Source organism: Sphaerotilus microaerophilus, from assembly GCF_023734135.1.
GTDB lineage: Bacteria > Pseudomonadota > Gammaproteobacteria > Burkholderiales > Burkholderiaceae_C > Sphaerotilus > Sphaerotilus microaerophilus.
Window position 1 is genome coordinate 759,860 of record NZ_AP025730.1, and the last position, 23,100, is coordinate 782,959.

General features: G+C 67.3%; 22 protein-coding genes. 8 read left to right on the plus strand and 14 right to left on the minus strand.

Annotated features, from left to right (window positions below; all coding sequences use genetic code 11):
• The first annotated feature begins 40 nt into the window (after positions 1-40).
• The 3 genes from NGK70_RS03225 (at position 41) to NGK70_RS03235 (ending at position 4,033) form a co-directional block, all read left to right on the plus strand.
• Complete coding sequence (locus NGK70_RS03225; RefSeq protein WP_251971939.1) at positions 41-1,204, plus strand: acyl-CoA dehydrogenase family protein; 1,164 nt, start codon at positions 41-43, stop codon at positions 1,202-1,204.
• A 29-nt stretch (positions 1,205-1,233) separates the two neighbouring features.
• On the plus strand, positions 1,234-2,805 hold the full coding sequence (locus NGK70_RS03230) for an acyl CoA:acetate/3-ketoacid CoA transferase (protein ID WP_251971940.1): 1,572 nt from the start codon (positions 1,234-1,236) through the stop codon (positions 2,803-2,805).
• A gap of 343 nt (positions 2,806-3,148) precedes the next feature.
• Entirely contained in the window at positions 3,149-4,033 is an 885-nt protein-coding gene (locus tag NGK70_RS03235; protein WP_251971941.1) for an AraC-like ligand-binding domain-containing protein, read from the plus strand.
• A gap of 873 nt (positions 4,034-4,906) precedes the next feature.
• On the opposite strand, the gene NGK70_RS03240 is transcribed toward NGK70_RS03235, so the two are convergent.
• Positions 4,907-5,920 carry an IS701 family transposase gene (locus tag NGK70_RS03240; protein ID WP_251969112.1) on the minus strand — a complete coding sequence of 338 codons (1,014 nt, stop codon included), beginning with the start codon at positions 5,918-5,920 and terminating at the stop codon, positions 4,907-4,909.
• Between the two features lie 346 nt (positions 5,921-6,266).
• Positions 6,267-7,160: a hypothetical protein gene (locus tag NGK70_RS03245; RefSeq protein WP_251971942.1), complete on the minus strand. Its 894-nt coding sequence runs from the start codon at positions 7,158-7,160 to the stop codon at positions 6,267-6,269.
• Between the two features lie 267 nt (positions 7,161-7,427).
• Between NGK70_RS03245 and NGK70_RS03250 the strand changes: the two genes are divergently transcribed.
• Positions 7,428-7,658, plus strand: coding sequence for a MerR family transcriptional regulator (locus tag NGK70_RS03250; RefSeq protein ID WP_251971943.1), 231 nt, complete (start codon positions 7,428-7,430; stop codon positions 7,656-7,658).
• 64 nt (positions 7,659-7,722) lie between these two features.
• Here NGK70_RS03250 and NGK70_RS03255 read toward each other — a convergent pair whose 3' ends face one another.
• The 3 genes from NGK70_RS03255 to NGK70_RS03265 form a co-directional block, all read right to left on the minus strand.
• Positions 7,723-8,145, minus strand: a complete 423-nt coding sequence (locus tag NGK70_RS03255; protein ID WP_251971944.1) for a type II toxin-antitoxin system VapC family toxin — start codon at positions 8,143-8,145, stop codon at positions 7,723-7,725.
• Positions 8,142-8,393, minus strand: coding sequence for a ribbon-helix-helix protein, CopG family (locus tag NGK70_RS03260; RefSeq protein WP_251971945.1), 252 nt, complete (start codon positions 8,391-8,393; stop codon positions 8,142-8,144). Before NGK70_RS03260 ends, NGK70_RS03255 begins: the two co-directional genes overlap by 4 nt.
• Positions 8,394-8,743: 350 nt before the next feature.
• Positions 8,744-9,667, minus strand: a complete 924-nt coding sequence (locus tag NGK70_RS03265; RefSeq protein ID WP_251971946.1) for a hypothetical protein — start codon at positions 9,665-9,667, stop codon at positions 8,744-8,746.
• A gap of 336 nt (positions 9,668-10,003) precedes the next feature.
• Between NGK70_RS03265 and NGK70_RS03270 the strand changes: the two genes are divergently transcribed.
• Positions 10,004-10,345 (plus strand): hypothetical protein, encoded by a 342-nt coding sequence (locus NGK70_RS03270; protein ID WP_251971947.1) that lies wholly within the window; start codon positions 10,004-10,006, stop codon positions 10,343-10,345.
• Between the two features lie 44 nt (positions 10,346-10,389).
• Here the strand turns inward: NGK70_RS03270 and NGK70_RS03275 are convergent, their stop codons facing one another.
• From NGK70_RS03275 to NGK70_RS03315, 9 genes are all read right to left on the minus strand, one after another.
• A complete protein-coding gene (locus NGK70_RS03275) occupies positions 10,390-11,598 on the minus strand; it encodes an ABC transporter substrate-binding protein (protein WP_251971948.1) in 1,209 nt (402 codons plus the stop codon).
• Positions 11,599-11,683: 85 nt separating this feature from the next.
• A complete protein-coding gene (locus NGK70_RS03280) occupies positions 11,684-12,400 on the minus strand; it encodes an ABC transporter ATP-binding protein (RefSeq protein ID WP_251971949.1) in 717 nt (238 codons plus the stop codon).
• On the minus strand, positions 12,397-13,116 hold the full coding sequence (locus NGK70_RS03285; RefSeq protein ID WP_251971950.1) for an ABC transporter ATP-binding protein: 720 nt from the start codon (positions 13,114-13,116) through the stop codon (positions 12,397-12,399). Before NGK70_RS03285 ends, NGK70_RS03280 begins: the two co-directional genes overlap by 4 nt.
• Positions 13,117-13,164: 48 nt before the next feature.
• Positions 13,165-14,169 carry a branched-chain amino acid ABC transporter permease gene (locus NGK70_RS03290; RefSeq protein WP_251971951.1) on the minus strand — a complete coding sequence of 335 codons (1,005 nt, stop codon included), beginning with the start codon at positions 14,167-14,169 and terminating at the stop codon, positions 13,165-13,167.
• Positions 14,170-14,209: 40 nt separating this feature from the next.
• Complete coding sequence (locus NGK70_RS03295; protein WP_251971952.1) at positions 14,210-15,013, minus strand: branched-chain amino acid ABC transporter permease; 804 nt, start codon at positions 15,011-15,013, stop codon at positions 14,210-14,212.
• A 75-nt stretch (positions 15,014-15,088) separates the two neighbouring features.
• The gene (locus NGK70_RS03300; protein WP_251971953.1) at positions 15,089-15,907 is read right to left on the minus strand and encodes an SDR family NAD(P)-dependent oxidoreductase; all 819 of its coding nucleotides are present in this window, start codon (positions 15,905-15,907) and stop codon (positions 15,089-15,091) included.
• Positions 15,908-15,909: 2 nt separating this feature from the next.
• A complete protein-coding gene (locus NGK70_RS03305; RefSeq protein WP_251973665.1) occupies positions 15,910-16,191 on the minus strand; it encodes an NIPSNAP family protein in 282 nt (93 codons plus the stop codon).
• Between the two features lie 76 nt (positions 16,192-16,267).
• On the minus strand, positions 16,268-18,016 hold the full coding sequence (locus NGK70_RS03310; RefSeq protein ID WP_251971954.1) for an FAD-dependent oxidoreductase: 1,749 nt from the start codon (positions 18,014-18,016) through the stop codon (positions 16,268-16,270).
• A gap of 15 nt (positions 18,017-18,031) precedes the next feature.
• The gene (locus NGK70_RS03315) at positions 18,032-18,883 is read right to left on the minus strand and encodes an SDR family NAD(P)-dependent oxidoreductase (RefSeq protein WP_251971955.1); all 852 of its coding nucleotides are present in this window, start codon (positions 18,881-18,883) and stop codon (positions 18,032-18,034) included.
• A 151-nt stretch (positions 18,884-19,034) separates the two neighbouring features.
• On the opposite strand from NGK70_RS03315, the gene NGK70_RS03320 reads away from it, so the two are divergent.
• From NGK70_RS03320 to NGK70_RS03330, 3 genes are all read left to right on the plus strand, one after another.
• A complete protein-coding gene (locus NGK70_RS03320; RefSeq protein ID WP_251971956.1) occupies positions 19,035-20,006 on the plus strand; it encodes a helix-turn-helix domain-containing protein in 972 nt (323 codons plus the stop codon).
• Between the two features lie 75 nt (positions 20,007-20,081).
• Positions 20,082-21,854, plus strand: coding sequence for an FAD-dependent oxidoreductase (locus NGK70_RS03325; protein ID WP_251971957.1), 1,773 nt, complete (start codon positions 20,082-20,084; stop codon positions 21,852-21,854).
• An 82-nt stretch (positions 21,855-21,936) separates the two neighbouring features.
• Positions 21,937-23,091, plus strand: coding sequence for an aminotransferase class V-fold PLP-dependent enzyme (locus NGK70_RS03330; RefSeq protein ID WP_251971958.1), 1,155 nt, complete (start codon positions 21,937-21,939; stop codon positions 23,089-23,091).
• Positions 23,092-23,100: the final 9 nt, after the last annotated feature.

Below are 23,100 nucleotides of genomic sequence, written 5' to 3' on the forward strand. Positions count from 1 at the left end.
ACCTAGACTTTTCCAAGTCAAACCGAGAGACCTCCGAGCCATGGACTTCGGCCTCAGAGACGAACAGAAGATGCTGCTCGACACCGTGCGGCGTTTCATCCAGCAGGAACTCCAGCCGCTCGAACAGGGCATCGAGGACAGCGGCGCACTGCCGCGCGAGGCGGCGCTGGCCGTCCACGAAAAGGCCAAGGCCCTGGGCCTGTGGGCGATGAACATGCCCGAATCGGTGGGCGGCGGCGGCCTGAGCGCGGTGGACCGCATCCTTTGCGAGGAGCAGTTCGGCCACACCAGCGACATCCTGATTCGCCGCGCCTTCGGCAACGTCTACGAGCCGCTGCTGGAGTGCCGCGGCGAACAGCGCGCGCGCTGGCTGGAACCGGCGGTGCGCGGCGAGCGCACCTGCGCCATCGCGATCACCGAGCCCGGCGCTGGCTCGGACGCCGCGGGCATCCAGACCCACGCCAAGCTGCGCGAGGACGGCTGCTGGGTGCTCAACGGTGCCAAGCACTTCATCAGCGACGGCGAGTGGAGCGATTTCTTCCTGGTCTCGGCCCGCACCGGCGACAAAGAGATCAGCATGTTCATGGTCGACAAGGGCCTGCCCGGCTTCACCGTCGGCAAGGACCAGAAGATGATGGGCCTGCGCGGCACGCCGCACGTCGAACTCTTCTTCGACCAGGTGGTGCTGGAGCCGCTGGCGCTGCTGGCCGAGCGCGGCCAGGGCTTCAAGCTGGCGATGGGCGCGCTCAACGTGGTGCGACTGGCGCAGGTCGGCGCGCGCGCGGTGGGCAAGGCCAGCCATGTGCTGGAGCAGATGACCGCCTACGCCACTGAGCGCAAGCAGTTCGGCCAGAAGATCGGCGACTTCCAGATGATCCAGACGATGCTGGCCGACAGCGTCATCGAGGTGAACGCCGCGCGCTGGATGGTGCTGCAGGCCGCCTGGAAGCTCGACCAGGGCCTGGACGCGCGCGAGGACATCGCGATGGTCAAGGTGCATGCGGCCGAGACGCTGGGCCGCGTGGTCGACCGCGCGGTGCAGCTCTTCGGCGGCATGGGCTTCTGCAAGGAGCTGCCGATCGAGCGCTACTACCGCGACGCCCGCATCTACCGCATCTTCGACGGCACCTCGGAAATCCACCGTGGCGTGATCGCCAAGCAGGTGATGAAGAAGGGCGCCGCCCTCCACGACCTGCACCGCTGAGCCGCTGAACCCTCGAACCGGACATTGCCATGAAGAACAAGTTCATGACCGCCGACGCGGCGGTGCGGCTGATCCGCGACGGCGACACCGTCGCGCTGATGGGCGGGGGCGGCGGGCTGATGGAGGCCACGCACCTGTTCCAGGCGGTGGAGCGCCGCTTCCTGGCCGGCGAAGGGCCCCACGGCCTGACGGTGGTGCACGCCCTGGGCATTGGCGACAAGGCCACCCTCGGCATGAACTGCTTCGCCTACGCCGGGCTGGTCAAGCGCGTCATCGGCGGGCACTGGGTCTGGTCGCCGCGCATGCAGCAGCTGGCGCAGACCAACCAGATCGAGGCCTACATCCTGCCCGGCGGTGTGTCGTCCCAGCTCTTCCGCGAGATCGGTGGCGGCCGCCCGGGCCTGATCACCCACGTCGGCCTCGGCACCGTCTGCGACCCCCGCCACGGCGGCGGGCGCATGAACGAGGCGGCGCAGGACGACCTGGCCGAAGTCGTCACCATCGACGGCCGCGAGTACCTGCGCTACAAGCCCTACCGCGTCGACGTCGCGCTGGTGCGCGCCTCAGCGGCGGACGAGGACGGCAACATCAGCTTCGAGCACGAGGCCGCCAACCTCGACGCCGCCCACATCGCCCTGGCCGCGCGCAGCAGCGGCGGCAAGGTGATCGTGCAGGTGAAGGAGCGATTGCCGCGCGGCAGCCTCAAGGCCCGCGAGGTGCGCATCCCCGCCGCCTGGGTGGACGCGGTGGTGGTCGATGCCGGCCAGCGCAGCAGCTACGACATCCCCTTCGACGCCACGCTCAGCGGCGAGCTCACCGGCGAGGCCCGCTTCGCCCCGCTGCCCGCCGAGGCCCGCGAGTTCGACGAGCGCCAGGCCGTCGCCCGCCGCGCCGCCTGCGAGCTCTTCGAGGGCGCGGTGGTCAACTACGGCGTCGGCATCCCCGACGCGGTCGCCAAGCTGGTGGTCGCGCGCGGCGAGCTGGACCGCATCTACCAGACCATCGAGCACGGCACCTACGGCGGCAGCCTCCTGGACGGCGTGCTCTTCGGCTACGCTCGCAACGCCAGCGCGATGCTGGACGCCCCCACGCAGTTCGACTTCTACGGCGGCGGCGGCCTCGACCTGGCCTTCCTCGGCTTCGGCGAGATGGACGAGCTGGGCAACGTCAACGTCTCCCGCCTCGGCGGCCTGGCCGTCGGCCCGGGCGGCTTCATCGACATCGCCCAGAACGCCCGCAAGGTGATCTTCTGCGGTACCTTCGCGGCCAAGGGGGTGAAGCTCGCCACCGGCGACGGCGAGATGCGCGTGCTGCAGCAGGGCCAGGTGCACAAGCTCGTGAAGCGCGTCGACCAGATCACCTTCAGCGGCCCGCAGTCCCTGCAACGCGGCCAAACCGCGCTGTACCTGACCGAGCGCGCCAGCTTCCGACTCACGCCCGAAGGCCTGGAACTCTTCGAAATCGCCCCCGGCATCGACCTGCAGCGCGACGTGCTGGACCAGATGGACTTCACGCCGCGCATCGCCGCCGATCTGGCGGTGATGCCGGCGGGGCACTTCCGGGTGGAGGATGAGGGGGTGGGGGCGTTGGCGGAGCGGTGAGGCTGCAGCCCGCGTCAGTGAACCGTCGCAGCGGCGGCCGGCGCTACGAGGCGGGCAGGGAAATACCGCGCCGTCCTGCCGCGACCCGCTCAAGCGGCTTGGGCAGACATTGGTGGGGAACAGGCCCCAGCCTGCTTCAATCGCACGTACCCGCCAACCTTCCCGCGTAGCCACTGGTGTCCCGCACGGCGTACATCTCCCTGCCTGCGCTCGTGCCACCCGAGTCGTTGCTGTGTCAACTTTTTCACGGTACGCTGCAGCTTGACATTCAGCAATGTCATGAGACCCGTTGTTGGCGACAGCCACCGGATGAAGAGGGTTCGAGGGTAGAGGAGAGGGCGCCATGCTGCAGCACAGAAACTGCATCTCTATTTCGACCCAGGGCGTCGACGCCTCGGAGCGTCACGCTTTTTGGGTGGACATGGTCTGTGCTCATTTGGTCCGGGTCAACTGCCTTGAAGTGGCCCAGCGGTCAAGGTTCTTCGGTCACATCGACCAACGACAGATCGGCGCGCTGAGCATCTCTCGGGTGCGTTCACAGGCCCAACGCGTCCGCCTGACGCCCAAATTCATCGCCCAAGCCAGCCAGGAGCATGTACTGGTCAACATCCAGCGCCGCGGCAGGTCAGTGGTTCGCCAGGATGGGCGGGAGGCCGTCCTTCAACCGGGCGACATGGCGCTGTACACCAGTGACCACCCCTACGAACTCGCCTTCGATGCAGGATTCGAACAGCACGTGCTGATCCTGCCCGCGCAACTGGTCCGGGATCGGGTGCCGGACCTCCACCGTGTGACCGCTACCACCTTGTCCTGCGCCCACCCCACCGCAACACTCCTGCGTCATGCGGCGGAAATACTATCCAGTGATCAAGGCTCGGTAAGCACCGATGTCTTGGGCCATGTCGCATGCGAACTGATCGTAGGCTGCGCCGCGGAAATCGTGGACAAAGCGCCGCAGGGATCCGGATCGTCGCCGGTCATGTGGTCGTCAAAAACCGAGCAAGCGGGTCTGCCTGCTCCGCCGGACACGCTGCAAAGACCCACGCCACGCGAACGGGCGATTCTTGAGTTGACCGCCAAGGGCTATAGCTATGTTGAGATCGCTGACCGCTTGGGTGTTTCCGTGAACACGGTGCGCACGCACGTACGGGGGCTGTACGGGAAGCTGGGCGCGGAGAACAGGACGGAGGCGGTGTTTGAGGCGCAGAGGGTGGGTTGGCTAGCTTAATTGAGCAAGATCAGTGCGTAATACCGTTCGATCTCTGTTCGTTCACGGAACTCGGCAAAAGGCAATGATGCGACCGCCCTCAAATCGCATCTCTTTCGGAATTGCGGGATCTTTGCATGCAAACCATGCGGTAGATTCTGCCGCACGATTTTGTAACACCTGTCTACTGTTGGCGTTAATGCCTCTGTAATTTATCAAATTAGAGGCGCGTGCACAATCGTGAACTGTTGCCCATGCATCGGGTCGTGGTTTGATGTTACAAAATCCAAAATTGACCTTGAACGAACAGGTGTTTGTGAATCCGCCCACACCTTCTTGGATTGGCGTCAAGCAGCCGTGAACGGGTTCCCCGGGTTGGCCTCTATGTGGCTGTGACTGATTTTCTTGGCTTGGGGTTGATGCCTGAGGTTTCGGCCTATCACCGTCTGGTTGTCGATTTCGTGAGTGTTGATAACTACCAATGGCAGAACCAAGTTGCCCCAATGCTTCCTGCAACTCACGGGAATCGGATGCGCCTTCAGAAGTCGTCGATTGCGGAGATCTCGCCGCAACTCGAGGGCCTCCGCCATTCTTGGTCCGCGCAATGCATTCGTTGGTTCGCTCTCGGCACAATGCTATCGCAGCTTCTGACCCGTATGCGTTGTCGATGCAATCGACCCTGCGAATCTTACAGTCGCCTTCAGTTTCCGCTTCATCCAGCCATCTGAGTCCGGGATTAATGTGGGGTTTAGACTCCATGTAATGCCGATTGAAACTATCGCAACCGCTGACCGCGACAGCGATGACAACGATCAGCAAATAGAGGGGACTGTTTTAGGACTTACGCAGGGTCACTTCAGCTAGCGCAATGATTCGCCATTTCGACTCAATATGTCAGATGGGTGCCATGCGAATGGTTGGTGACCGAAGTTCCTTCTTGAGGAATTCCGAGAGGATTCCCTTCTTCAGGCTGTAGATGTTTGTCTTCAGCGCTTTGGCCGTCTCGCAGAGGTGGACCCAGGCCAATATCGCGCAGGCGATGTGATTCTTCTGTGACCGGGCCATTCTGCACTGACATTTTTCGATGCCAAGAACCTGCTTGATCTCCCTGTGGTACTGCTCAATCTTCCAGCGCACGGCACACATCTCATGCGTATCGTCCGTCGAATCTTGAGATAGGTCGTTTGTCACAACCCAGTCCGTGCGATTGGTATCAACCACAACCCGGAACAGTTTCAGCTTGATGTCACTGGGAAACTTGAACAGTTTGACGTGTTTGCCATGCACATGTTCTTGGGCACTCCACTGCAGCGTACTGACCGCCTTGTAGGGCTGCTGGCCTTGGCTGTCGTCAACCTTGCGATTGCTCTTGAGCGGGCAGTAGAAGTGCTTGCCCGCCCGGTGGATGTGCTTCATCAGATCCATGGTGGCGTACCAGGAGTCCATCAGCACGGTGCGAAAGGGCAGCTTCTTGTGCGCCATGGCATTGTCGAACATCTCCTGGACATGATCCAGCTTGGACTTGCCGTCTTCGTCAGGCGCATAGATGCGCCAGTCGATGATCCAGTAGTGGCCGGTCTTGATGTTCACGTACAGGCAGTTGACCACCCCAATGCCCTTGATCAGGCCGTGGGCGTTGCCGCTGTACTGTTTGCGCACCAGCTCGATTTTGTGCGAGTGGTTCTTGTCCAGAACGCTGTCATCGAAAACCAGGCAGGCATCGTCGTCAAATTCGATGTTTCGTCGGGCCAGATTCCAGACATCGGCCGGGCTGATATTGGCAGCCTGCAAGTAGCGATTTATGGCGTCATGAGAAAACCTCTGATGGTGATCCGCAAAATAGGTCTGCGTGTAGTTGATTTGTGTGGATATCAGAAATTGGCAGTAGTCTCGGCTCGTGGGTTTCATGGTGAATATATTATCACAAATACCACGAAATCGGCGCCGATATATTAAATAATCTAGTTTGATTTAAACGTTTGCGTAAGTCCTATGTTTTTGAAAAGGGTATTCATTTTCCAGAAACATCAAGAACATCCGGATTCGGGGTGGACTCAACAGTGAAGTGATGGATTCAATGATATAATGCAAGAATTATTTTTCCTCGTGGTTTCGGGCGGATTCTTGTACAGTGTGCCCATGACTCGCAATACAGTGGACTGATTGTTGGTCATTTCTGAAGCCTTCGAAATAAACCTGCAAACCCATCGCGTCCCCGAACTCGTGGATGGCAACATCACGATTTCACGGTAGGCTAGCGACTGAACTCCCAGCCTAACTGGGCCGCAATCCAACCCTTTCCATCGTGCGGGTAGACTTCAACATTGTTTGAGCCAACACGATCCCTCCCCCACATGATCCCGGCGCGGAACGGGGTTTCGGATTTCGTGACGTCAAACATCAGGCCGATACCGCTCGACAATCCCCAAAAATTCCGATCTTTGAGCGTGTCGCCGTCTTTCACCTTGACCCTGATCTCGGTGACGGCATAGGTTCCAATGAGGCTGATGCCCCAGCCCGTTTGGCCCATACGATAACCGATAAACGGCCCGATGGTCGTTCCGGGTTCCAAGCTCTTGTCGTGCCGAAAGTATTTGTAGGGAATGATGAGTCCGCCGTAAATGAATCCGAGTTGGTTGTAGCCGAACTCGCGCAGCTTGGTACTGCTCACCCTGTAGCTGCGGCCTTCCTTGACCATGGGCTTCAAGGCTTTGCAGTCAGTTTCACTGACGGTGATTGTGGAGGCTACCTGAAAGATAGTAGTTGACATGTACACCGCCGATCCTTCAGGCGCCGAAGGGCCTGCCGCATCGGAGGCCTTGGGACGGACTTCCTTCACGTCGCAGGGCAGATCTTTGACGACCACCGTCAAGATTCCAGATTCATCGGTGGTTACCTTTAGTTTTGTACGAGGTGGCGCGATGAACTTATCATTCCCATTACTGCCCTTCTCGTCATTCAACAGAGGTGTAAAACCGTCTGCCGCGGATTTCAGGATGATGAGATCGCCCGTCGCCAGGGTTGACATCTGTGATGACGCCGTTGATGCAGGTGCACGCGTCTCTGCATTGGATTCAGTCTGGTCGGCTGCGGATGCAGTTGCCGTGCTCACAGCTGCCAGCACCACGCATGTTCGGAGTAATTTCATGGTGACCCTCCACACAGTTCCCTGTTCACTGGTCTTTGGCGGGTACAGAAGCACCACGCCCGCAGAATGAAAAGATGTATTTCTGTCGCGTTGATCTTGCGCAAACTGGCAAGCTTGCGCCTCATCAAAACTGATGAGGTGACGGCCAGATGCGCGTGCTGCAGCAGGGCTAGGTGCACAAGCTTGTGGAGTGTGTCGCCCCGATCCCATTCAGCAGCGCCCAGCGGTTCACACGTAGACTGTGCGCACTCAACCCGTGGAGTGGCGATGAACATCACCTTGTCGGTCGACGACCGCGTCGTCGAGTTGGCGCGTCGCTCGGTCCAGTCGATGGGCAAGAGCCTGAACCAGGCGGTGCGCGACTATCTGGAGCAGCTAGCCGGCCGGCAGCAGTTGGCGGCCGAGTTGGAGCAGTTCGAGCAGTCCGCGCTGAACACGCCGGGCCGGCTGGGCGGCTGGCGTTTCGACCGCGACGAGGCCAACGAGCGTGGTGCGTAGTTTCATCGGCTACTACATGCTGGTCTACACCGACGCTGGAGATGATCCGTTGCGGCAGCGCCGCTCAGTCCGGTCGCAGTAACGGGATCACCTTGCGCCCGTGGCGGCGGTAGATGTGGAAGTCGCTGTCGAGGGTGAACACCCGGCTGGTGGCGTACAGCTCGCTCATGCGCACCAGGCAGGCGTCGGCCAGCGAGGCCGGCACGTTGTCGTAGCGCTCGAACAGCGCCTTCACGGCCTCGGCCTCGTCGCCCAGCGACATGCCGATGCGCACCACGCCACGGCTGAGCAGGGCCAGTGCCTTGGCCGGGTCGTGGCCGCCGCGGGCGAGGAGGAAGCAGGTTTCGGCGACCACCGCTTCGCAGGTGAGCAGCGGCCCGGTGATGAGGCCGAACTGCTCGCGCGCCCAGGCGTGGTGGCGGTCATCCCGGCAATGCAGGGCCACCCAGGGCCCAGTGTCGAGCAGGACGGCGGGCGCGCCGCTCACGGCCGACCGAAGTCGTCGAGGTGGCGGGGGTTGGAGGCCAGGTCGTCAGGCCCGCCACCGAAGCAGCCGACCAGATCGCCCGCCAGTTCCAACGCGCTGGGCGGGCCCGCGCTGCGCTCCGCACCGGCCGCCAGGTAGGCCGCGACCGCCCGACGCACCAGTTCCGACTTCGTTACCTGGGCCCGGGCACTGGCCTGCGCCAGGGCGCTGTCCAGGCTGGGCGGGATCTTGATGGTCAGGGTGTTCATGGCGGTGTCTTACCGATCGTCAGGGGATCGTACCGTGTGACCTCTGGCGGCTGCAAGTGCGACGGGAGTGACCATCTTCCACCCTGGCGCTCGTGGCGCTGCCCAATCCACCGGACTGCGGAAGGCGTTGCCCTGGCGGCATCCGCCGCTCAGCAACAGGGCCAGGTGCACAAGCTGGTCCAGCGCATCGACCTGCAGCGCGACACGTGCTGAACCTGATGGCATTCACCCCCGCATCGCCGCCGATCTGGCGGTGATGGCGGCGGGGCATTTCCGGGTTGGGGAAGCGGGGGTGGGGGAGGTGGGGGGCAGTGAGGGGCTGTGCGGCAGGCCCGAGCCCATCTGGCGAACTACTGCACGACCCCATCCAACGCCACCAAAGTGTCGACCGCCAGGCTGTCGCTGTTCTGCGCAACCGTGTAGTACAGCTGACCGACCTCCTGGTCGACCGGGCACTCGACTGGCGTGATGGGGTCGACGGGTGTATCGGCGAGGTCGATGGGCTGCAGGTCGGCATCGATTGGCACGCCGGTCGGTACGATCTCCCAGCCATCGATGGGCATCAGCTTGCAGATGGCGATGACGGCGTCGCAGCCGCCGGTCTCGACCGTCCAGTCGATAGCGAGGAAGTCGTCGACAGGTCCATCCAGGAGCTTCTCGTCGGCCGTGGGGTCTGGCTGGGGCTTGTCTTCTTCGCCGTTGTCCAGGTCTCCGATCTCGATCGCGATCGGCAGGTTGTCGCCGGGAAGGATGCCGCAAGGCGGGTCGATCGGGAGGACGATGTCCTCGCTGACATCGACCAGGCTGTCGGCGCCCACGTCCTCGCCATCGACCCGGACCGCGACCGGCACGTCAGGCGCTTCTTCGGCAGGAAGGAACTCGCAGCTCGCTGGGGTTGAAAGGGAAACCGATTCCACGAGCGGGGCGATGGTGACGGGTTCCAACGGCTCTTTGGAGGCGGAATCGATCGCCGCGGTTGGCTCACCCGCCGGAGCTGCCAGGGAGATGGGCTCAGCGCTGGCGCCCCAGTCGATGTGGATGGCTGGGGGCACGTAGGCCGCCTGGACGTCGCTATACGCCGGCCACTCGGCGGGCGGGATCAGGACTGTGCTGACATTGAAGTCGCCGTCTTGGGTTTCGACATGGAGGACGGGGGTGACGATGCTGGCTCGCTCGGCGGTGTCACTCATCTCCTCGTCGGAGGTCAACAGGCCATCAACGCTGGGCGCTGTTTCGTCGGGCCCGGTGATGACGTGGGTTGGGTTGTGGCTCATCGAACAGTATTCCCTTGCCAAAAGTGGCAATACTGAGTGAGCGCCAACTTGTCCAGCCGCTGGAATTGGGCGGACTTGCTCAGCGTTTTTCAGCTGCAGCAGCGAGGACCTGGCGGAGGGCGGGAGGCCGGTCAGAGCATCGCCCGATCAGGTGATCCCAGGATCCACCATCGCCTTCGCCGAGAACGGGTCGTGGCGCGTGCTGCTGCTCAACCCACCGGCCCGCCGCGTGAGCTTGACCTGCGGCCAGGACAGCGCGGCGGCGTCTCTGTACGCTGACGGGCAGGATGTGGCCGGGCTCGCTGCTCGGCAGGTCCCCTCTTCGTCGAGGCCCCCATGAAACCGCACACCGCACTCGAGACCGTGAAGGCGCTGCACACGCTGATCTGGGGGTTTTTCGTCGCCTGCATCGTCGGGGCACCGCTGGCGGCCTGGCAGGGGCAGCTGGGGTGGGCGGCGCTGCTGGTCGGGTGCGTGGCGCTGGAAGGTCTGGTGCTGCTGGTCAACCGCTGGTCCTGCCCGTTGACCGGGGTGGCCGCCCGCTACACCGACCGGCGTGACGAGAACTTCGACATCTACCTGCCGCGCTGGCTGGCCAAACACAACAAGCGCATCTTCACGCCCCTGTATGTGCTGGGCACTGGCTACGTCCTGTACGTGTGGCTGGATCGGGCGTAGCCGGGCCCCGACGACAACGCGCCGGTCGAGGCCGGGCGTTCAACTCACATCTTGCACAGCGGCGACGCGGCCGGCGCCAGCGAGGGCGGGAAGCTCTGCTCGATCACCGGGCGCAGCACGCCGTCGGCCACCTTGGCGCGGCCGACGTAGTTCGGCAGCACCAGCTGGTTGTCGGCCGCGCGCATCGTCAGGCCGGCGCCGTAGATGGTGTCCAGCTTGGCGCCGGACAGGGCCTTGGCCACATCGCCGGGCTTGGCGCTCTTGGCCAGGCGCACGCCGTCGAACATGACCTGGGCGCCGTTGTAGGCCTGGCCCTCGTTGTCGGTGGGCAGGCGGTTGAACTTGGCCTTCCAGGCGGCGACGAAGGCCTTGTTGCGCGGGTTGTCGATGTCCGGGGTGTAGCCGGTGGTGCCGGGGGTGCCTTCGAGCAGCTTGTCGGTGCCGTTGATCATGAAGTTCAGGATCAACGAGTGGCCGATGAGCTTGGTCTGCGGGATCAGGCCGAACTCGGCCGCCTGCTTGACGAAGGCAATCGCGTCGCGCCCGGTCTCGGCCACCCAGATCGCGTCGACCTTGGCCTCCTTGAGCTGGGCGATGAAGGGCGAGAAGTCCTTGGTGCCCAGCGGCGCGTACAGCTGCAGCTTGATCTCCTTGCCCTGCGCCTTGACGGCCTTGGCGAAGGACTCGGCCGAGTCGCGGCCCCAGACGTAGTCCGCGGCCATCGAGGCGTAGGTCTTCTCCTTGAAGCCCTTGGCCCACTCGGAAATCATCGCGATGTCCATCGCGTCCGAGTGGTTGGTGCGGAACATGCGCGGCTTGCAGGAGTCGCCGGTGATCTTGTCGCTCTTGCTGGCCACGACGAAGTAGGCGGCGTCCCAGCGCTCCAGGTTCGGGCCCAGCGCCAGCGAGATGGAGGAGGGGATCGCGCCGATCAGCAGGTTGTAGCCGTCGCGCGCCAGCTTCTCGGCTACGCGGCGACCGGCGTCGGGCGTGCCCTCGTCGTCGGCCTCTGCGACCTCGACCTTGCGGCCGTCGACGCCGCCCTTGGCGTTGGCCTCCTCGATCGCGAACTTGACCGCGCGGATGACCTCCTCGCCCTGCTGGGCGAACACGCCCGACTTGGAGCTGAGCAGGCCGACCTTGACCGGGTCCTTGGCCTGGGCCCAGGCGCTGCCGCTCAGGCCGAGGGTGGCGGTCAGTGCCGCGGCAGCCAGGGCGACGGTGCGGCGGTTCAGGGGGGTCTTCGTCGTCATGAGCATGTCTCCTTCGGGTGTGCTCGTTGCCATCCGGCCGGCGCCGGTTCTTGTGAAACTTGGTGGGGTGGTGCGATGCGGGGGCTCAGACCATCACGTGCTTGTGCAGCTCGTCGAGGCTTTCCTCGTGCACCCGGCCCTTGGCGACGATGGCGCCCTTGGCCATGGCGCAGTAGCGCTCGGCCACGCGCATCACCAGCGTCATGTTCTGTTCGATCAGCAGCAGCGCGGTGCCCTGCGCCGCGACCTGGTTGAAGATCACGCCGAGCTGGTCGACGATCACCGGCGCCAGGCCCTCGGTGGGCTCGTCGAGCAGGATCAGCGCCGGGTTGGCCATCAGCGCGCGGCCCACCGCCAGCATCTGCTGCTGGCCGCCCGACAGCGCGGTGCCGGGGGTGTGTGCGCGCTCCTGCAGGATCGGGAAGAGCTTGTAGATCTCCGGCACCGTCCAGTGGCCCTTGCGGCCTGAACCCATGGTCGCGGCACCGAGCTGCAGGTTCTCCTCCACCGTCAGGTTGGCGACGATGCGCCGGCCCTGCGGCACGACGGCGATGCCGTGCTGCGCGGCCAGGTAGGTGCGCGGCTGCGTCAGCGCGTAGTCGCCCAGGCGGATGCTGCCGGCCTTGAGCGTGGCCAGGCCGAGGATGGTGTTGACCACCGTGGTCTTGCCCACGCCGTTGCGGCCGATCAGCGCGACGCGCTCGCCTTCCTTCACCTCCAGGTTCATGCCGTGCAGGATGTGCGCGGCGCCGTAGTAGGCGTGCACGCCGTCCAGACGAAGCAAAGACTTTCCGCTGCTCATGCGGCGCTCCCCAGGTAGGCCTCGCGCACGCGCGGGTTGGCGCGCACCTCGGCGGGCGAGCCGGCAGCAATCACCCGGCCCAGTTCGAAGACGGTGACGACGTCGGAGATGCCGAACACCACGTCCATGTCGTGCTCGACCAGCAGCACCGAGACGTGCCGGCGCTGCGTCAGCGCCTTGAGGTGGTCGGCCAGGTCCAGCGATTCCTGCACCGACAGGCCGGCCATCGGCTCGTCGAGCAGCAGCACGGTGGGCTGGCCCACCAGGGCCAGCGCCAGGTCGAGCCGGCGCTGCTGGCCGTAGCCCAGGTCGGCGGCGGTGACTTCGGCCAGCTCGTCGAGGTCCAGCTCGCGCAGCACGTCGTCGGCGTCGGCGCCGGGGTCCGGGGCGCCCATCTTGAAGGCCGCCAGCTCCACCTGCTTGCGCACCGGCATCTGGCCGAAGATGGAGGTGCGCTGGAAGGAGCGCGACAGGCCGCGGGCGCGGCGCTCGACCACGCCGAGCGCGCTGACGTCCTCGCCCTTGATCTTGACGCTGCCGCGCGTCAGGCGGCGCCGGCCGGTGATGGCGTCGATGACGGTGGACTTGCCGGCGCCGTTCGGGCCGATCAGGCCGCGGATCTTGCCGCGCTCCAGCGTCATGTCGACGCCGTCGAGCGCCTTGACGCCGCCGTAGTGGATCGCCACGTCGGTGGTCTGCAACACGTAGTCGGGCATGGAGAGCCTCAATGCGTTGGGAGGGTGAGGAGCCGAGGGCTCATCACGTCAATGCGAGCGGCGCACGCGACCGCCATAGATGCCCGACACCAGGGCCGAGGGCTTGGGCTTGCGCGGCTGCAGCAGGCGCTGGATCAGGCCGGACAGGCCCTCGGGCGCGTAGACGATCACCACGATCAGCGCGATACCGAAGATCGCCATCCAGTGCTGCGCGTGGTCGCCCAGCACGTCCTTGGCCAGGAAGTACACCGCCGCGCCCAGGGCCGGGCCCCAGAGCACCTTGGTGCCGCCGACCACCACCATCATCAGCGCCACGCCGGAGAGGCTCCAGTGCAGCGTTTCGGGCGAGACGAAGCCGGTGTTCAGCGCGGCCAGCACGCCCGACGAGGCGGTGATCGCCGCCGACAGCGCGTACACCGCGGCGCGCGGCAGGACGGTGCGGATGCCGATGAAGCGGGCGCGCTCCTCGTTGTCGCGCACCGCCTCGGTGATGGCGCCAAAGCGGCTCCTGAGCAGCAGCGTCAGCGCCGCGCTGCCCAGCACCAGCACCGACCAGGCCAGGATCAGCATGCCCGAGGGCTTGGTCAGCGCCGAGATCGACAGCCCGAACAGCGTGTTCGGCCACTCGATGGTCATGCCGTCGGCGCCGCCGGTGACGCCGCGCGAGCGCGAGGCGGTCAGGTAGGCCATCTGCCCGACGGCGAGTGTCAGCATGCCAAAGGCCACGCCGGGCACGCGCACCATCACCAGCCCGATCAGAAAGGCCAGCGCGGTGAGGCCCAGCACGGCGATCAGCACCGCGGCCTCGGCGGGCACCGCCTTGGCCTGCAGCAGGATGGCCACCACGTAGCCGGCCGAGCCGAAGTACAGCGCGTGGCCGAAGCTGACCATGCCGTTCTGCTTGAGCAGCAGGCCCACGCCGAGGGCGAAGAGAGCGTAGATCACCGCCTGGTTGAGCAGCGACAGCACGGTGCTGGAGCCGATCAGCAGCGCGGCGGCCACGCCCAGCGCCAGGGCGGCGGCGGTGGTGAGGAGGAGGCGGAGGTTGCTCATGGGGCGTTCCGTTCGCGGCGCGGAGGTTTCGGGGGGCGGCTCAAGTACGGCTCCCGGCAAAGCCCGCCGGCTTCCAGATCAGGATGGCCACCATCAGCACGAAGGGCAGCAGCGCGGAGGTGTCGGGCAGCCACACGGCGCCGAGCGCCTGCACCATGCCCAGCACCAGCACCAGCGCGGCGATGAAGGCGCCAGCCAGGCTGCCCAGGCCGCCGACCACGACGACCACGAAGCTGTCGATGATCACGTCCGAGCTCATCGAGGGCGACAGCGACAGGAAGGGCGCAGCCACCACCCCGGCCAGCCCGGCCAGCGCGGTGCCCAGGCCGACCACCAGGGCCGACAGCGCATCGGTGTGCACGCCCTGCATCGCGGTGGTGACCGGGTCGGTCGAGGCGGCGCGCACGAACAGGCCCATGCGCGAGTGGCGCAGCCACAGCGTCAGCCCCAGTGCCACCGCGGCGCCGACGACGATCACGCCGATGCGGTAGGCCGGCACGGGGGTGCCGAGCAGGTCCACCGAGAAGGCCAGCGCTTGCGGCGTGGCCACCGACAGGTTGTTCTTGCCCCAGACGGTCTGCACGAAGTCCTCGATCACCAGCAGGCCACCGAAGGTGACCAGCACCACGGTGAGCGGGTCGCGGTCCTGCAGCAGGCGAAAGCCCCAGCGGTCAATCACCACGCCGAGCACGGCCATCACCGCCGGGGCGACGATCAGCGCGAGCCAGAAATTGCTCTGCGCGGCCACCGAGTAGCCGATGTAGGCGCCCAGCATGTACAGCGAGCCGTGGGCGAAGTTGACGACCCGGCGCAGCCCGTAGATCAGCGCCAGGCCGGAGCACATGACGATCAGCAGCGCGCCGTAGACCAGGCGTTGAAGAGGTGGATCAGCATGGAAGGTCCTTGCTCAGGCGGAAATTCACGACGCCACGACGGGCGGCACGGACGGGATGGCGCCGCCGTGGGCGATCCAGCCGCCGTCCACCGCCAGCACCGCGCCGGTGATGAAGCTGGCCTGCGCAGAGGCCAGGAAGGCGATCGCCTCGGCGATCTCGGCGGGGGTGCCCATGCGGCCCATCGGCGTGCGGGCGTGGATGGCGTCGGTGTTGAGCGAGCCCTGCGCCTGCAGCTTCTCGACCAGGGCGGTGCGCACGTAGCCGGGCGCCACCGCGTTGACGCGGATGCCGCGAGCGCCCCACTCGACGGCCATCGCCTTGGTCATGCCGACGATGCCGGCCTTGGCCGCGCCGTAGGCGTTGCGCCCGGGGATGCCGGCGCTGGCGACGATCGAGGCCAGGTTGACGATGGCGCCGCCCTGTTCCTGACTCAGCATCACCCGGCCGCACTCGCGGCTCATCAGGAAGGTACCGCGCAGGTGCACGCTCAGCACGCGGTCGAAGGCATCGACCGCCTGGTCCACCGTTGCGCCGGGCTGGTCGCCGATGCCGGCGTTGTTGACCAGCACGTCGATGCGGCCGGTCTGCGCCAGCACGTGCGCCACCACGGCCTGCACCGAGGCCTCCTGCGTCACGTCCCCGCCCAGGCCGAGGTGGGCTGCGCCAGCTCCTGACCCCAGCTCGGCGGCGCGCTGGGCGGCCAGATCGTCCTTCAGGTCGATGATCACGACCCGGTCGCCGCCGGCCGCAAAGCGCTGCGCGGTGGCCCAGCCAATGCCGTCGGCGCCGCCGGTGACGAGGACGGTGCGGGGGGCGGTGATCGCGGCGGAGACTGCGGTCATGCTCATGTCCAGCCCTGGATGCTCGGCAGTGCGACGCGGCGGATCAGCCGCGTTTCCTGCGCCGTGATGAGGTGGCCCGAGGCGCCCAGGTAGGCCGGGAAGTCGGGGTGGCTGTCGCGCGCCAGGCAGCGCGCCTCGTAGTCGGCCAGGCTGTCGTAGCCCCAGAGGTGCACGAACTGGTTCTGCGGCCCGACCTGGCTGACCCAGAACCCCAGCGGCGCGCCCAGCGTGCTCAGCAGGATGGGCATGGCCAGGCGGTCGAAGACCTCCAGGAACTCCGGCATCTTGCGCAGCGCGATCGTGTAGATGCGGTGGTCCACCAGCGCCTTGGTGGCGCCGAGCCGGCCGGCGGGCAGGGCGTCAGGCTGCACGGCGCTGCTCCTGTGTGGCGGCGTCCTGGACATCCGTTCCGGCCTTCCCGGCCAACCCGGCAAGGTGGCGCCCCAGCAGCCAGCCGAACACCAGGTTCGGCCCCAGCGTGATGCCAGCGCCGGGGTAGTTGCCGCCCATCAGGCTGGCGCGGTCGTTGCCCACGGCGTACAGGCCGGGGATCGCCGCGCCCTGGGTGGACAGCACCTCGCCCAAGGGCGTGGTGCGCAGGCCGTCGAAGGTGCCCAGGTCGCCCATGATCAGCTTGACCGCGTAGTACGGCCCCTGGGCCAGCGGCGCCACGCAGGGGTTGGGCCGCTGCGCCGGGTCGGCCAAGTAGCGGTTGAAGCTGGTGCTGCCGCGGCCGAAGGCCGGGTCCTGGCCCTGCTCAGCGCCGACGTTGTACTCGCGCACCGTGCGCTCCAGCCCCGCCGCATCGATGCCGCAGGCCTGCGCCAGCTCGGCCAGCGTGGCGCCCTTCTTCAGGTAGCCGTTGCGCAGGAAGCGCCCGTGCGGCACCGGCGCCGGCTTGACGTAGCCCAGGCCGTACTTGGCCAGCGCCGCGGCGTCGCAGACCAGCCAGGCGGCGGTCTCGGCCTCGCCCCGGCAGGCCTCGATCATCGCGGCGCCCACGTCGTGATACGACTCGGACTCGTTGCAGAAGCGCCGCCCCTGGCGGGTCACGCCGATGATGCCGGGCTTGTAGCGGTCCAGCAGGTGCGGGAAGACGCCCGTGCTGCCGTCCGCGTTCAAGACCTTCGACACCGGCATCCAGGCCGAGGCCGAGGGGAAGCGCAGGTCGAACTGACCGCCCACGCTCTCCGCCAGCGCAATGCCATCGCCGGTGTTGCCGCTGGGCACCGGCGAGAGGTGCTCGCCGCCGCTCCTCAGGTGCGGGTAGGCCCGGGCGATGCGCTTCGCGTCGTGCGGAAAGCCGCCGCAGGCCAGCACCACGCCGTGGCGGGCGCGCACCTCGACCTCCTTGCCGTCGCGGCGGATGACCGCACCCACGACCCGCCCGGCCTGCTGCACCAGCTTCACGGCCGGCGCCTCGGTCCAGATCGGCACGCCAGCGGCCAGCGCCGACTTGGCCAGCCGGGCGGCCAGCGCGTTGCCGCTGGTGACCTGGATGCCCTTGCCGTAGCGGAGCAGCTCCTTGATGTGCGTGGCCAGCCGCTTGGCGACGTAGACGAAGGAGGTCAGCGACTTCGTGGCGTTGAAGAAGTGCTTCAGGTCCGCGTTGGACGAGTTGAACATCATCCCGATGAAGGTGATGGTCTGCAGCGGCGGGCGCAGCCGCGCCATGTCGGCGCCCAGGCCGCGGATGTCATAGGGCGCGGCCAGGATCGAGCGGCCGATGTCCACGCCGCCCGGCACCGTCGGGTGGTAGTCGGGGTAGAGGGTGGGGACGAACTTCACCTCGGTCTCGCGCTCGAACCACTCCACCGCGGCCGGTGCCGCGTCCAGGAAGCTGTCCACCGCCGCCTCGTCGAAGCCCGCGCCGCACTCGTTGCGCAGGTACTGTTTGGCCGCCTCGCGGCTGTCGCCCGGGTTGTGGGCGCGGCCGTGGCGGTTGCCGGGGATCCAAAGCACGCCGCCGGAGAAGGCGGTGGTGCCGCCGAAGACCGGCTCCTTTTCGGCGACGATCACGTCCAGCCCCGCCTTGCGGGCGGTGACCGCGGTGGACAGGCCGCCGCAGCCCGAGCCGATGACCAGCAGGTCGGTTTCGATGCGTTCCATCTTCAATGCTCCTGATCAGGCCTGGGAGGCGGCTGTGGCGGTCTGGTTGAACCCGGGGCGCGGCACCATGTCCATCAACATGCAGTCCAGCCCGCCGTCGACCACCAGCTCGGTGCCGTTGACGTAGGCGGCGCGGTCGCTGAGCAAAAAGAGCGTCGGCTCGGCGATGTCGATCGGCTCGCCCACGCGCCGGCTGGCGGTGACGGCGGCGCGCGCGGCCTCGAAGCCGGGCTGCTCGTAGAACTTTGCCGACAGCGCGGTGCGGATCATTCCGGGGCAGACCGCGTTGCTGCGCACGCCGCGCGGGCCCCACTCGGCCGCGAGCTGGCGGTTGAGCAGCAGCACGCCGGCCTTGCTCGGGCTGTAGGCGCCGCTGCGCGTCTGCGGGTGCAGGCCGGAGACGGAGGCGATGTGCACGATCGCGCCGCGCCCGGCGGCCAGCATGTCCGCGCCGAAGGCCCGCGCGCAGAGCAGCCCGCCGGTCAGGTTGATCGCCAGCACCTGGTTCCAGTCGGCCAGCGAGACATCCTCCAGCGCGCCCGGGCGCAGCAGGCCAGCGTTGTTGACCAGGCCCCAGACCGGGCCGAGCGTGCGGCGCACCGCCGCCGCCGCGGCCAGCACCGCCGCCTCGTCGGCGATGTCGCAGGCCTGCGCCAGCACGGGCGCGCCGGTGGCGGCGAGGCGCTCGGCCACTTCGGCCAGCGCGTCGGCTTGGCGGTCGAGCAGCGCAACCCGGGCGCCCGCGGCGGCCAGCTCCGTGGCAATCGCCAGGCCGATGCCGCTGGCCGCGCCGGTGACCACCACGGTGCGGCCGGCCAGTCCCAGCCAGCTGCGGTACTGGGCGGCCGACAGCGTCGGGTCAGACATTTCAGGCCTGGGGGTGGCGGCCTGCGTGGCGGAGGGCATCGGGTTTGTCCGGGGTTGGGTGAGGCGGTTGCCTATTGGTAGAACGGCATTCTCGAAACCGGAACAGACTTCCACAATTCACAAACGCGGCCATCAACCGGACATTCCGTGCATGACCCAACCCGGAAAAACCCACCCCACCAGCGCCCATGGCGGTTCGATCCCCGCCTACGTGCTCTATGGCGACGACCAGCCGCCGGGCTGGATGGACATGGTCCAGGTCGAGCGCATCCCGGACCGTTCGTCGCTCTACCAGTACGACATCGCGCCGCACATCCACGACGGGCTGATCCAGGTGCTGCATGTCACCGAGGGCGGCGGGGAGGTCTTCATCGACGGCCAGCACTGGGAGATCCAGCCGCCGGCGCTGATCGTCATTCCCTCGCGGCATGTGCACGGCTTCCACTTCCGCCGCAGCGTCGACGGCCCGGTGGTCACCGCGGCTCAGCAGCCGCTGGAGTCGCTGTGTGCCGTGGGGGCGCCCAGCCTGCTGCCCTTCCTGCGCCGCCCGCTGGTGCTGCATGTACCGCCGCAGCAACGGCACGGCCAGGCGTTGACACCGCTGTTCGAGGCCATCGCCCGCGAGACCCACCTGCACACCCCCGGCGAGGTGGCCGCCGGTTCGGCGCTGCTGATGGCGCTGTTCGTGCAGATCGCCCGGCTCGCCCACCTGCTGATGGCCGATCCGGCCGACCCGGCCACCGCCCGGGGGGAGCGCCCGCGCAAGGCGGTACAGGTGGAGCGGTTTCGGGTTCTGCTCGACCAGCACTTCCGCGAACGCTGGCCGGTGGAGCGCTACGCCGAGGAGCTGGGCATCTCCGCCGGCCAGCTGAGCCGGCTGTGCCGGGACCAGCTCGGCCAGTCCGCCCTGGACGTGGTGAACGCCCGGGTGCTGCACGAGGCGCAGCGCGAACTCGTCTACTCGATCCTCGGCGTCAAGCAGATCGCCGGGCTGCTCGGCTTTGCCGACGAGGCCTACTTCGGCCGCTTCTTCAAGAAGCATACCGGCCGCACGCCGGGTGAATTCCGCGCCGCGGCGAAGGACCGGCTCTCACCGGAGGACGTCGGCCCGGCTTTCAGCTGAGTGCATCGGTTGGGATGCTCTACCAAACTGGAATACAATTCCATATGATGTCGATCTCACCCTGAGAGATCGACCATGTCCGCAGCTGCCGCCGCATCCTCCCCCTCCGCCGACTTCCCCGCCCGCCTGGAGGCCCTGCCCGATGGGGCCGCGTTCGACGTTGTGGTGCTCGGCGCCGGGGGCGCCGGGATGTCCGCCGCGGTCTTCGCCGCCATCGCCGGGGCCCGCGTGCTGCTGGTCGAGTCCACCGAGTACGTGGGCGGCACCACGGCCTATTCGGCCGGCACCACCTGGGTGCCGGGCACGCACCTGGCGCCGCAGGTCAACCCGCAGGACAACCTGGGCGAGGCGCGCCGCTTCCTGGACGCCGCGGTGGGCGATCGCTCCGACCCCGCCGTGCGCGAGGCCCTGCTGATGCACGGCCCGGAGGCGGTGGCGACGATCGAGAAGCACTCGCACCTGCAGTACCGCATCCGGCCCTTCCACCCTGACTACCTCTCCGAGCTGGAGGGCTCGACGCTCTGTGGCCGGGCGCTGGAGCCGCTGCCCTTCGACGGCCGGCGGCTGGGCGAGCACTTCGCGCTGGTGCGACCGCCGATCCCGGAGTTCCTGGTGCTCGGCGGGATGATGGTGGACCGCGACGACATCCCGCACCTGCTGGGCTGGAGCAAGTCGTTCAAGTCGGCGGCCTACGTCACCCGGCTGATGCTGCGGCACCTCAGCGACCGCCTGCGCCACCCGCGCGGCACGCGGCTGCTGATGGGCAACGCACTGATCGGCCGGCTGCTGCTGTCGATCAAGGAGCGCGGCGTGACGCTGCTGATGCAGACCCAGGCCAGCGCGCTGGAGCGCGATCCGGCCAGCGGCGCGGTCACGGGGCTGACGCTGACGCAAGGCGGCCAGACGAAGCGCATCGCCGTGAAGGGCGGCGTGATCCTGGGCACCGGCGGCTTCAACCGCCACCCGAAGCGCCGCACCGAGCAGTTCGGCCCCGCGCTGCCGGCCACCTGGTGCCCGGGCGCGCCCGGGCACACCGGCGCCGCGCACGACTTGGCCGAGGCGGTGGGCGCGGTCTATGGCGACGGCGGCATGAGCCCGGCCTTCTGGGCGCCGGTGTCGCTGCGCCAGCGGCCGGACGGCAGCACCGCGTCTTTCCCGCACTTCGTGTTCGACCGCGCCAAGCCCGGCACGATCACGGTGGACGGCGAGGGCCGCCGTTACCTGAACGAGTCCACCTCGTACCACCTCTACGGGCTGGCGATGCAGGCGCATCAATTCCGCGACGGCAAGCCCGGTATACCGTCCTTCCTGATCACCGACGCCGAGGGCCTGCGCAAGTACGGCCTGGGCATGGTGCGGCCCAAGGGCATGGGGCTGGCGGCGGCGCTGGCCGATGGCTACGTCACCGCGGCCGGCTCGATCGCCGAGCTGGCCGGCAAGCTCGGCCTGCCGGTGCAGAACCTGACCGCGACGATCGAGCGCTTCAACCGCCACTGGCCCGACGGCATCGACCCCGACTTCGGCCGCGGCAGCACCGCCTACCAGCGCGCCAACGGCGACGCCACCTGGACGGGGCCCAACCCCAGCCTCGGCCCGGTGGCCAAGGCGCCGTTCTATGCGGTGCGGCTCTACCCCGGCGACATCGGCGCCGCGCGCGGCCTGAAGACCGACGCCGCCGCCCGCAGCCTGGACGCCGCCGGCCGAGTCATCCCCGGCCTCTACGCGGTAGGCAACGACATGCAGTCCGCGATGGGCGGCGTCTACCCGGCGCCGGGCATCACCATCGGGCCAGGGCTGGTGTTCGCCTTCATTGCGGCGCGCGACGCGGTGGCGCGGGCGAGGGGTTGACGCGCCGCGGCAGCGCTGCCGACGACGGCCTGGTCGAGCTCCACGCACCGGTCGCTAGACTGCCCCTTTTGCGGGCTGTCCCATGCGCGATCTCTTCCTGCTCGACCCCGACCTCGTCTTCCTCAACCACGGCTCCTTCGGCGCCTGCCCGCGCGAGGTGTGGGAGGCGCAGCAGCGCTGGCAGCTGGAGATGGAGCGCAACCCGGTGGCCTTCCTCGGTCGACGCTCGGCCGAGCTGCTGGCGCAGGCGCGTGCGGCGCTGGGCCAATACCTGGGCGCAAAGGGCGAAGACCTGGTCTTCGTCCCCAACGCCACCACCGGCGTCAACATCGTCGCGCGCTCCTTTGCACTGCAGCCAGGCGACGAGGTGCTGACCACCGACCTGGAGTACGGCGCCTGCGACGCCACCTGGCAGCGCCTGTGCGACCAGGCCGGCGCGATGTACCGCCAGGTCGAGATCCCGCTGCCCTACGAGCGCGAGCAGGTGGTCGAGCGCCTGATGGCCGCGGTCACGCCGCGCACCCGGCTGATCTACCTCAGCCACCTCACCAGCACCACCGCGCTGATCCTGCCGGTGGCTGAGGTCTGTGCCGCCGCCCGCGTGCGCGGGATCCCCACGCTGGTCGACGGCGCCCATGCGCCGGGGCAGATCGACCTGGACCTGGACGCCATCGGCGCGGATTTCTACGTCGGCAACTGCCACAAGTGGCTCTGCGCGCCCAAGGGCGCCGGCTTCCTGCACGCCCGCCCAGAGCGCCAGCCGATGCTGGACGCGCCGGTCACCAGCTGGGGCTATGCCGAGGGCACCGGCGGGCATTCCGGCTTCGACGCCTACCTGGGCCGCAGCCTGTTCGAGCGCCGCCTGCAGTGGCAAGGCACCCGCGACCTGGCCGCCTGGCTGGCGGTGCCCGCGGCGATCGACTTCCAGGCCCGCCACGACTGGCCGGCCGTTCGCGCGCGTTGCCACGCCCTGGCCCGCGAGGCGCTGACGGCGCTGACCGAGCGCTTCGGCCTGCCGCCCATCGCCAGTGACGCCGACTGGGCGCAGATGGTCGCGATCCCCGTACCGCCGCAGGACCCGCAGGCGCTGCGTCAACGCCTGTTCGAGCGCGATGGCATCGAGGTGCCCGTCACCTCCCACCACGACCAGGTGTTCGTGCGTCTGTCGGTGCAGGGCTACAACACGGCGGGCGACGTCGATCGCCTGGTGCAGGCGTTGGTGCGCGACGTCGCCTGACGGAGCGAC

Bases quoted from the DNA above. Each gene is read 5' to 3' on its own strand.
- NGK70_RS03225 (WP_251971939.1), top strand. From the start codon at position 41: ATGGACTTCGGCCTCAGAGACGAACAGAAGATGCTGCTCGACACCGTG.
- NGK70_RS03230 (WP_251971940.1), top strand. From the start codon at position 1,234: ATGAAGAACAAGTTCATGACCGCCGACGCGGCGGTGCGGCTGATCCGC.
- NGK70_RS03235 (WP_251971941.1), top strand. From the start codon at position 3,149: ATGCTGCAGCACAGAAACTGCATCTCTATTTCGACCCAGGGCGTCGAC.
- NGK70_RS03240 (WP_251969112.1), bottom strand. From the start codon at position 5,920: ATGAAACCCACGAGCCGAGACTACTGCCAATTTCTGATATCCACACAA.
- NGK70_RS03245 (WP_251971942.1), bottom strand. From the start codon at position 7,160: ATGAAATTACTCCGAACATGCGTGGTGCTGGCAGCTGTGAGCACGGCA.
- NGK70_RS03250 (WP_251971943.1), top strand. From the start codon at position 7,428: ATGAACATCACCTTGTCGGTCGACGACCGCGTCGTCGAGTTGGCGCGT.
- NGK70_RS03260 (WP_251971945.1), bottom strand. From the start codon at position 8,393: ATGAACACCCTGACCATCAAGATCCCGCCCAGCCTGGACAGCGCCCTG.
- NGK70_RS03265 (WP_251971946.1), bottom strand. From the start codon at position 9,667: ATGAGCCACAACCCAACCCACGTCATCACCGGGCCCGACGAAACAGCG.
- NGK70_RS03270 (WP_251971947.1), top strand. From the start codon at position 10,004: ATGAAACCGCACACCGCACTCGAGACCGTGAAGGCGCTGCACACGCTG.
- NGK70_RS03275 (WP_251971948.1), bottom strand. From the start codon at position 11,598: ATGACGACGAAGACCCCCCTGAACCGCCGCACCGTCGCCCTGGCTGCC.
- NGK70_RS03280 (WP_251971949.1), bottom strand. From the start codon at position 12,400: ATGAGCAGCGGAAAGTCTTTGCTTCGTCTGGACGGCGTGCACGCCTAC.
- NGK70_RS03285 (WP_251971950.1), bottom strand. From the start codon at position 13,116: ATGCCCGACTACGTGTTGCAGACCACCGACGTGGCGATCCACTACGGC.
- NGK70_RS03290 (WP_251971951.1), bottom strand. From the start codon at position 14,169: ATGAGCAACCTCCGCCTCCTCCTCACCACCGCCGCCGCCCTGGCGCTG.
- NGK70_RS03295 (WP_251971952.1), bottom strand. From the start codon at position 15,013: ATGTGCTCCGGCCTGGCGCTGATCTACGGGCTGCGCCGGGTCGTCAAC.
- NGK70_RS03300 (WP_251971953.1), bottom strand. From the start codon at position 15,907: ATGACCGCAGTCTCCGCCGCGATCACCGCCCCCCGCACCGTCCTCGTC.
- NGK70_RS03305 (WP_251973665.1), bottom strand. From the start codon at position 16,191: ATGCCGGAGTTCCTGGAGGTCTTCGACCGCCTGGCCATGCCCATCCTG.
- NGK70_RS03310 (WP_251971954.1), bottom strand. From the start codon at position 18,016: ATGGAACGCATCGAAACCGACCTGCTGGTCATCGGCTCGGGCTGCGGC.
- NGK70_RS03315 (WP_251971955.1), bottom strand. From the start codon at position 18,883: ATGTCTGACCCGACGCTGTCGGCCGCCCAGTACCGCAGCTGGCTGGGA.
- NGK70_RS03320 (WP_251971956.1), top strand. From the start codon at position 19,035: ATGACCCAACCCGGAAAAACCCACCCCACCAGCGCCCATGGCGGTTCG.
- NGK70_RS03325 (WP_251971957.1), top strand. From the start codon at position 20,082: ATGTCCGCAGCTGCCGCCGCATCCTCCCCCTCCGCCGACTTCCCCGCC.
- NGK70_RS03330 (WP_251971958.1), top strand. From the start codon at position 21,937: ATGCGCGATCTCTTCCTGCTCGACCCCGACCTCGTCTTCCTCAACCAC.